At 44.7% G+C, this 6,789-nt stretch carries 7 protein-coding genes; 3 read left to right on the top strand and 4 right to left on the bottom strand.

Annotation, left to right across the window (positions count from 1 at the left end):
• Positions 1 to 217: 217 nt before the first annotated feature.
• The 3 genes from galU (at position 218) to Q0256_RS08225 (ending at position 2,960) form a co-directional block, all read left to right on the top strand.
• Complete coding sequence (gene galU / locus Q0256_RS08215; RefSeq protein ID WP_297962107.1) at positions 218 to 1,054, top strand: UTP--glucose-1-phosphate uridylyltransferase GalU; 837 nt, start codon at positions 218 to 220, stop codon at positions 1,052 to 1,054.
• Positions 1,041 to 2,303: a glucose-6-phosphate isomerase gene (locus Q0256_RS08220; protein ID WP_297962109.1), complete on the top strand. Its 1,263-nt coding sequence runs from the start codon at positions 1,041 to 1,043 to the stop codon at positions 2,301 to 2,303. Before galU ends, Q0256_RS08220 begins: the two co-directional genes overlap by 14 nt.
• Before the next feature lie 264 nt (positions 2,304 to 2,567).
• Positions 2,568 to 2,960: a VOC family protein gene (locus tag Q0256_RS08225; RefSeq protein WP_297962111.1), complete on the top strand. Its 393-nt coding sequence runs from the start codon at positions 2,568 to 2,570 to the stop codon at positions 2,958 to 2,960.
• Positions 2,961 to 3,121: 161 nt separating this feature from the next.
• On the opposite strand, the gene Q0256_RS08230 is transcribed toward Q0256_RS08225, so the two are convergent.
• The 4 genes from Q0256_RS08230 to Q0256_RS08245 form a co-directional block, all read right to left on the bottom strand.
• Positions 3,122 to 3,838, bottom strand: coding sequence for a hypothetical protein (locus Q0256_RS08230; protein WP_297962113.1), 717 nt, complete (start codon positions 3,836 to 3,838; stop codon positions 3,122 to 3,124).
• Between the two features lie 122 nt (positions 3,839 to 3,960).
• Positions 3,961 to 4,989, bottom strand: coding sequence for a hypothetical protein (locus Q0256_RS08235; protein WP_297962115.1), 1,029 nt, complete (start codon positions 4,987 to 4,989; stop codon positions 3,961 to 3,963).
• Positions 4,990 to 5,089: 100 nt separating this feature from the next.
• Positions 5,090 to 6,091, bottom strand: a complete 1,002-nt coding sequence (locus tag Q0256_RS08240; protein WP_297962117.1) for a hypothetical protein — start codon at positions 6,089 to 6,091, stop codon at positions 5,090 to 5,092.
• Entirely contained in the window at positions 6,078 to 6,590 is a 513-nt protein-coding gene (locus Q0256_RS08245) for a hypothetical protein (protein WP_297962120.1), read from the bottom strand. Before Q0256_RS08245 ends, Q0256_RS08240 begins: the two co-directional genes overlap by 14 nt.
• Between the last annotated feature and the right edge of the window lie 199 nt (positions 6,591 to 6,789).

The raw sequence follows: 6,789 nt of genomic DNA on the forward strand, positions 1-6,789 counted from the left end.
CGCCCAGACGATATGCCGCGCCTTGGGATGTTGCTGCCGCAACTGCGCACGCAGCGCCTCAAAGCTCGCTAGCGGCGCGAGATAGGCGATGAAGCTTGATTTTTTGATCTCCTGCGCGGCGCTGATCTCTTTTTCAATCGTTTTCAAGGCTTTCCTTTGCGGAATTTTATCTTTTTTGCATTATAATAAAAGTTCAAAAAAAGATCAAAGGAGCTTCATGATCCAGACTTGTTTATTTCCCGCGGCGGGCTACGGCACGCGCTTTTTGCCCGCGACCAAATCGCTACCTAAAGAGATGCTTCCGATCCTTACCAAGCCGCTCATTCACTACGGCGTGGACGAGGCGCTGGAAGCGGGCATGGACAATATGGCGTTTGTCACGGGTCGCGGTAAACGCGCGCTGGAGGATTATTTTGACCGCAGCTACGAGCTGGAGGATCAAATCTCAGGCAGTAGCAAGGAGTATCTGCTCGATGAGATCAGAGCGCTTATGAAGCGCTGCACCTTCTCTTTTACACGCCAAGAGCAGATGAAGGGGCTCGGTAACGCGATTTATACGGGTAAAATTTTAATCCGCGACGAGCCTTTCGGCGTGGTGCTCGCAGACGATCTGTGCGTGAACGAAAACGGCGAGGGCGTGCTTGCGCAGATGGTTAAAATTTACGAAAAATACCGCTGCAGCGTCGTCGCGGTGATGGAGGTGCCGCCGCAGGACGTAAATAAATACGGTATCATCGCAGGAAAGAGCATCAGCGACGATCTGATAATGGTCTCGGATATGATCGAAAAACCTGAGCCTGGCGAGGCTCCGTCGAGCTTAGCCATCATCGGGCGCTACATCCTAACGCCTAATATTTTCGATCTCATCGAGCAGACGGCGCCCGGTAAAAACGGCGAGGTGCAGATCACCGACGCGCTTTTGAAACAGGCTCAAAACGGCGTGGTGATCGCGTATAAATTTAAAGGCACTCGCTTCGACTGCGGCTCGGTAAAGGGCTATGTAGACGCGATCAAATATTTCTACGAGCGAGAATTCGGCGATGGTAAAAAATGAGCTGTTTTTCCCACCGGCAAAAGAGGGCGCGCTAGAGGAGGTGGCGGCAAAGATCCGCGCCGAATACGAAAGCGGCGAGATAGGCTACTACCGCCTGCCGCAGCAAGGCGCAGACGAAATAGCGCGGGCGCAGGAATTTTTTAGCGCGCGAAGCTACGACGGGGTCGTGCTTATAGGCATCGGCGGCTCCAGCGTGGGCGTGCGAGCGCTTTATGAGATGCTACGCCCACGCGTAAGAAAGAATTTACGCTTTGAAATTTTGGATAATTTAGACGCACTTAGTGTGCGTCGCGCGTTTGAAGGGTTAAATTTTGCTCGCACGATCTTCATCATATCGTCCAAATCGGGCGGTACGATCGAGACGATCTCGCTTTTTAAGGTCGTTTTGCAGCGTTTTGGAATTTCAGATTTAAAGACGCTAGCAAAAAATTTCATCTTCATCACCGATGTAGGCTCGCCGCTTGATATCTTCGCGCGCGGGCACGGTGCCTGCGTGATAAATATGCCCGCTAACGTAGGCGGCCGTTTTAGCGTATTAAGTGCGGTAGGGCTGGTGCCCGCAGTTGGGTTAGGTCTTGATGCAAGCGCGATGCTGCGCGGGGCTGCCGCTGCAAAAGAGCGGTATCTGGATGAAATTTTAGCAGGCGATCCCGCTAAAATCGCGGAGAATAAAATTCTACGAAAAGCCCATCACTACGCCACACACAAAAGTGCGAAAATCAACGTCCTTTTTAGCTATGGCGACGCGTTGCGCGCATTGGACGAGTGGTACGTACAGCTATGGGCGGAAAGCCTAGGTAAAAAGATCGGCTTTAGCCGCGAGGGGCTTACTCCTGTAGGGCTTGTAGGCTCGCGCGATCAGCACAGCTTCCTTCAGCTCATAATGGACGGCGTAAAGGATAAGACCGTGACTTTCTTAAAGCTCACGGACAACGGCACTACGGACGCGGTGCCCGGTATCAGTCTGCAAGGTCTTGAGGGCTGTGACTTCGTAAACGGCATGCGACTGGATGAGGTGCTAAATCTTCAGTGCGATGCTACGCTGCAAGCCGTGCTAAATGAGGGTATCAGCGTCGATCTTATCGAGGTTCCGCAGCTTTGCGAACAGAGCGTGGGCGAGCTATTTTACTACTTCGAGCTGCTAACTAGCGCCACTGGAGCGATACTGGGCGTCAGCACTTACGATCAGCCGGGCGTCGAGGTAGGCAAGAGAATTTTAAAATCGCTAGTTTTAAAATCGCGAGATTAGAATTTGCGGCGCTAGCTAGACGGAATTTCGCTGGGTCAAATTTTACTAAAGCCAGGTTCTACTTGCATCCCATTTTGCTTAGGCTAAATTTTAGAATTTTAAAATTACCGACGCAGAATTTTCCGTGCGTAAAATTGTCGCTGCGAAATTTTGATTTCGCGCTACGAGCATTTGGAATTTTGTCGCAAAATTTCACGGTAGAATTCCAAAATCGTACCGCGAGGCGTAAAAATTTTGCGACTTGCGAGCGCGCAAGGAGGCAAAATGAAAATCGCAAAGATCGATCACTTCGTCCTAGTTACGGACGATCTGCAAAAATGCGTGGAATTTTATGAAGGAATTTTAGGGCTAAAGCATGTTTGCGAGGGCGGCAAACACAGCCTGCGTTTCGGCTCCTCAAAGATCAACATCCACACTCGCGCGGGCGAGTTTGAGCCGTTTGCGGCGCATCCTGGCGCGGGCTCGGCGGATTTTTGCCTCATCTGTGAAGGGCAAAGCGCACAGCAGCTCAAAGAGGAGCTGGAAAGCAAGGGGGCGCAAATAGAGCTTGGCGTCGTGCCTCGCACGGGCGCGCGCGGCGCTATGCAAAGTATCTATCTGCGCGATCCTGACGGCAATCTCGTAGAGCTCGGCGTATATGAAAGCGGCGATGATTAGCGCGTAAATTTTAAAGGCAAAATTTCAAGCGGAGCGTTAGAATTTAAATTTTCTAAATTCTATTTTTCATTAAAGATCGATATTCTGCGGATTAAATTGTTTATCCCGCGGTACGCTAATTATATATCGTTTGTATATTTTTTAAACCTTATCTTTTGTTTTTAGAATTTCATAAATTTGTTCATTTTATTCACTATTATTTTTGCAATATCATAAGGCGGTTTCCAAAATAAATATCCCTCTGTAATATCTATATTTAGCGTATCCAAGAAATATTTTTGCAGCTCGCCAAACTCCTTTTTATTATTGATCGTAAATACTTCGGAATCGGAGCCATTGCATATCAATAATTTATCACAAAGCAAGAACCTAGCCGTTTTCTCAAATAGAATATAGTAGATAAATTTAATAATAGGCATCAGCAATAAGCCCATAATGATAAAAATAAACATATAAAATTTAAAGTTGTATAATGCCACGACGATCATTATAAATAAAACTAAAACACAAAATTTAATTTTCATATCAAAGGGCGCAAAATTGGGAATCATATAAGCATATCTGTAAACGGAGATATTTTTTAACGCCATCTCTTTTTCGCATTTTGTTTTATTTTTAAATTCTATTTTGTCCTTCATAAAGGTTATCGTTTTTTTGCTATTTATAAAGCTCGCTGCGTATATAAAGAAAAATGCGGTGCCATAACCTAGCAATATTTTCATATAAAACCTAAATTTATACTCGCCGTCAAAATTCTGTATCAAAGAACAAATTAATAAAATTCCAAGAGCTATCAGCCAAAACAGATCATCTAGCTTTTTTATAACTATCGGATATTTGTCGTAATCTCTGGCTTTTTGTTTATTATAATTTTCCATTATTTCAAGCCCCTCTTTAAAAATAGATATAAATTTGTAATAGCTTAATCGACAAAAGACTTTTATATACGTTGCCTGACTCTTTCTTCGCGACCTCTTCCCTCGTCATTTTATCCTCCTCGTTAGATAAACAAATAATCTTTCTTAATGTTATTTATATTTACGCTTTTCTGCAAAAAATATTCTTTAATTTCATAATAAATTTTTTGATTACAAATGTAAACGAGATAACATCTTGGATAAATGGGCTTGTTCCTAAACCATCTGCCGTATGAGGGGCGTGCGATCCTAATAAATGGCAGAGCCCTAAACCCTTTTAAATTCCTATTTATAAACAGATAAAGTATTAAATTTAATAAAAATCCGAATAAATATGTAAAGAATACCGCTATAAAAAATATATTCCACCATGTTACGCACATAAAAATAGCGATAAAGTACAAAAATATCTTTTCAGATTTTCCTATCTCATATGAGCTTGCCAAAATTCCGATAGAGAAATTTAAAGATAAAGCATTTTTGTCAATTTCGCAGCGTTTTTCAACCAGACCGTCGTTAATAAATTCTATATACTTGTTTGTAAATTTTATCTCTTGTCTAGGACGGATTACGGTAAATATGGATATTATAACTGTAGATAGCAAAATAATGAATAAAATAGCAAAATACTGAACTATGTCAATATCTTCATGATTTATAAAATCTATAATTAAAAATGCATGTAGCGTAGAGATCGGCAATAATAGGACTAAAAACGAATATACAAAAAATTTTTCATAATTTTTGATTACTATCGGTTCTTTGTTGTAATCCCTTGCTTTGGAATTTTGCCGTAAAGCGCCACTATCATCCGAGATAAAATTTTGCGGCTCTGCATTGTTTTCACAGGCAGAATTCTGATCCGCTTCGGTTTCTAATTTGGCTTTTAAATTTAAAGCGCCAGGATCGGATTTTAGGGTTTCAAAATTTGAAGCTTCGGAATTCATGGATTCAGAATTCGAAACTTTAAAATTTGAAACTTCAGAATTCTGGATTTCAGAATTTGGGGCTTTAAAATTTTCATCGTTAGAATTTTGTTCCGAGCTCTGCTTTGGCTCTTGAAGCCACTTTTGTAGTAGCCTTTTTAATTCCTCAAGCCTGTTTTGATCCATTCGCCGCCTTTAAATTTGATGGACACGCCATTTTATACCCACACCACTTAAAGCTCAGTAAATTTTACCGCTCGTGCGCTGCGCGCCGTTTGATCAAAATTTAGCTCTCGTATCTTTGCAGCGATTTTTTATATGTTTTCGCGGCAGTGTAGCCCGCGCTCAGATATGCCTCAAACTCCTCGCTGGTAAGCCTGCGCGGCTCATTCGCAAGCTTCGCCGCGCCGCTTGGCATATTTGCGTCCAGATTCACTTCATTTGCGATCTCGCCCCGTCGGATTCGGTTGCTAAAGCCAGCTGCATGCGCTATTTGCGGCACACGCTTTAAAGAGAAGTTTAAATTTTGCGTTTGCAGATTTAAAATTTTACCCATGCATTTGCGCGGACCCGCGATAAAATCGCCATTTTGTATGAGCGGGGCGACGGCAGAGCCGAGCTGGCCGCTCTCCGCCGAGCCGGGTAAGCAGCCCGCCAAAAGCTCTGCGCCGCTTAGGACGCGCAGGCTTCGCACCAAAATCCCGCCGCCGCTTTGCGGGACGCTGCGAAACGAAATGTCAAAGCCGAAATTGTGAAAAAATATCTCGCCCGCCCGCGACGTGCGCTTGTAGGTGTTACGATCCGCGCCCGTGAAATACGCCTCGATCTCCGCGAAGGCGAATTCCGCGCCGCTTACGCAAAGCACATAGTTTTGCAGCAGATCGCGCATGAAATTTTCGATCTTTGCCTGCGCTTGCTCGCCATCAAACTGCGCCTGCGACGGATGGGCATCAAACGCAAGCGCTTGTCTGACGCCCGGCTCCGACTGCGATGGACGAGCGTTAAATTTTAAATGTGCTTGCTCCGTATCAAGACGCACTCGCTCGGCGCCAAACGGCGGCTCGGCATTAAATTTTAAAATTTCAGCTTGCTGCGCGTCGCTAAAATATGACTGTCCGCCGCAAAATTCCACGTCGTCTTGTGATTTTAAGGGCTTGTCCTTATTCCTGTCTCTCGCACTTCCTGCAAGTTTGGAATTTTTTGAAGCAAGCTTTGAACCTGCCGAAATCCCAAACTCCGCCGCGTCGATTTTTGAGAAAAATTTTTCTAAATTTTCATCGCCCAGCATTTCGCTCTTTCGTAAAATTTCCTTCGCGCTTCGCGATGTCCGCCTTGCTGCCCGCGGTGCTAGATTCGCCGTTGTTTGCCTCGGCGCGCGTTAAATTTCCGCCGTCCGTTGCGTTCGTATCGTCTCGCGCTAAATTACCGCCGCTACTTGTCGTATTTGTTTCGCCGCCTTTAAAATTTGGAGCTTCGCAACGATCTACACCTAAACGCTCGAAATAATATCTCTCTCGCTCGCCTAAGTTTTCCACTCCTCTTTCGCATACGCGCTTGATATACGCCTTGCTAGGGTATCTAAGCCGATTGAGCGCCAATTCACTACCCGCGTCTGCGCGCTTTATCAGCTTAGCGATGCAGGCATCATCCTCTTCACTATTTGCGATATAATCCCATATGCCACAGTATCTATCACCGCTCAGCGCCGTAATCAAAAAATAAACCCAAAGCAGGATTATGGCGATCGATATACTTCCTTTTACTTCTAAAGATCTCTTTTTTACCATGTTTTTCCTTGAGTAATAAATTTTAACTCATTTTTTCACAAATTTGACCAACGACATAAAATTCACGATATCGCCTTCAAGGCTAATCTTATCGCCCAGCATTTTGCTCTTCCGTGAAATTTCCTTCGCGCTTCGCGATGTCCGCTTTGCTGTCCGTAGTGCCAGCTTCGACGTTGTTTGCCTCGATGCGCGTTAAATT

It is taken from the genome of uncultured Campylobacter sp. (assembly GCF_937949835.1).
Taxonomy (GTDB): Bacteria; Campylobacterota; Campylobacteria; order Campylobacterales; family Campylobacteraceae; genus Campylobacter_B.

Bases quoted from the DNA above. Each gene is read 5' to 3' on its own strand.
- galU (WP_297962107.1), top strand. From the start codon at position 218: ATGATCCAGACTTGTTTATTTCCCGCGGCGGGCTACGGCACGCGCTTT.
- Q0256_RS08220 (WP_297962109.1), top strand. From the start codon at position 1,041: ATGGTAAAAAATGAGCTGTTTTTCCCACCGGCAAAAGAGGGCGCGCTA.
- Q0256_RS08225 (WP_297962111.1), top strand. From the start codon at position 2,568: ATGAAAATCGCAAAGATCGATCACTTCGTCCTAGTTACGGACGATCTG.
- Q0256_RS08230 (WP_297962113.1), bottom strand. From the start codon at position 3,838: ATGGAAAATTATAATAAACAAAAAGCCAGAGATTACGACAAATATCCG.
- Q0256_RS08235 (WP_297962115.1), bottom strand. From the start codon at position 4,989: ATGGATCAAAACAGGCTTGAGGAATTAAAAAGGCTACTACAAAAGTGG.
- Q0256_RS08240 (WP_297962117.1), bottom strand. From the start codon at position 6,091: ATGCTGGGCGATGAAAATTTAGAAAAATTTTTCTCAAAAATCGACGCG.
- Q0256_RS08245 (WP_297962120.1), bottom strand. From the start codon at position 6,590: ATGGTAAAAAAGAGATCTTTAGAAGTAAAAGGAAGTATATCGATCGCC.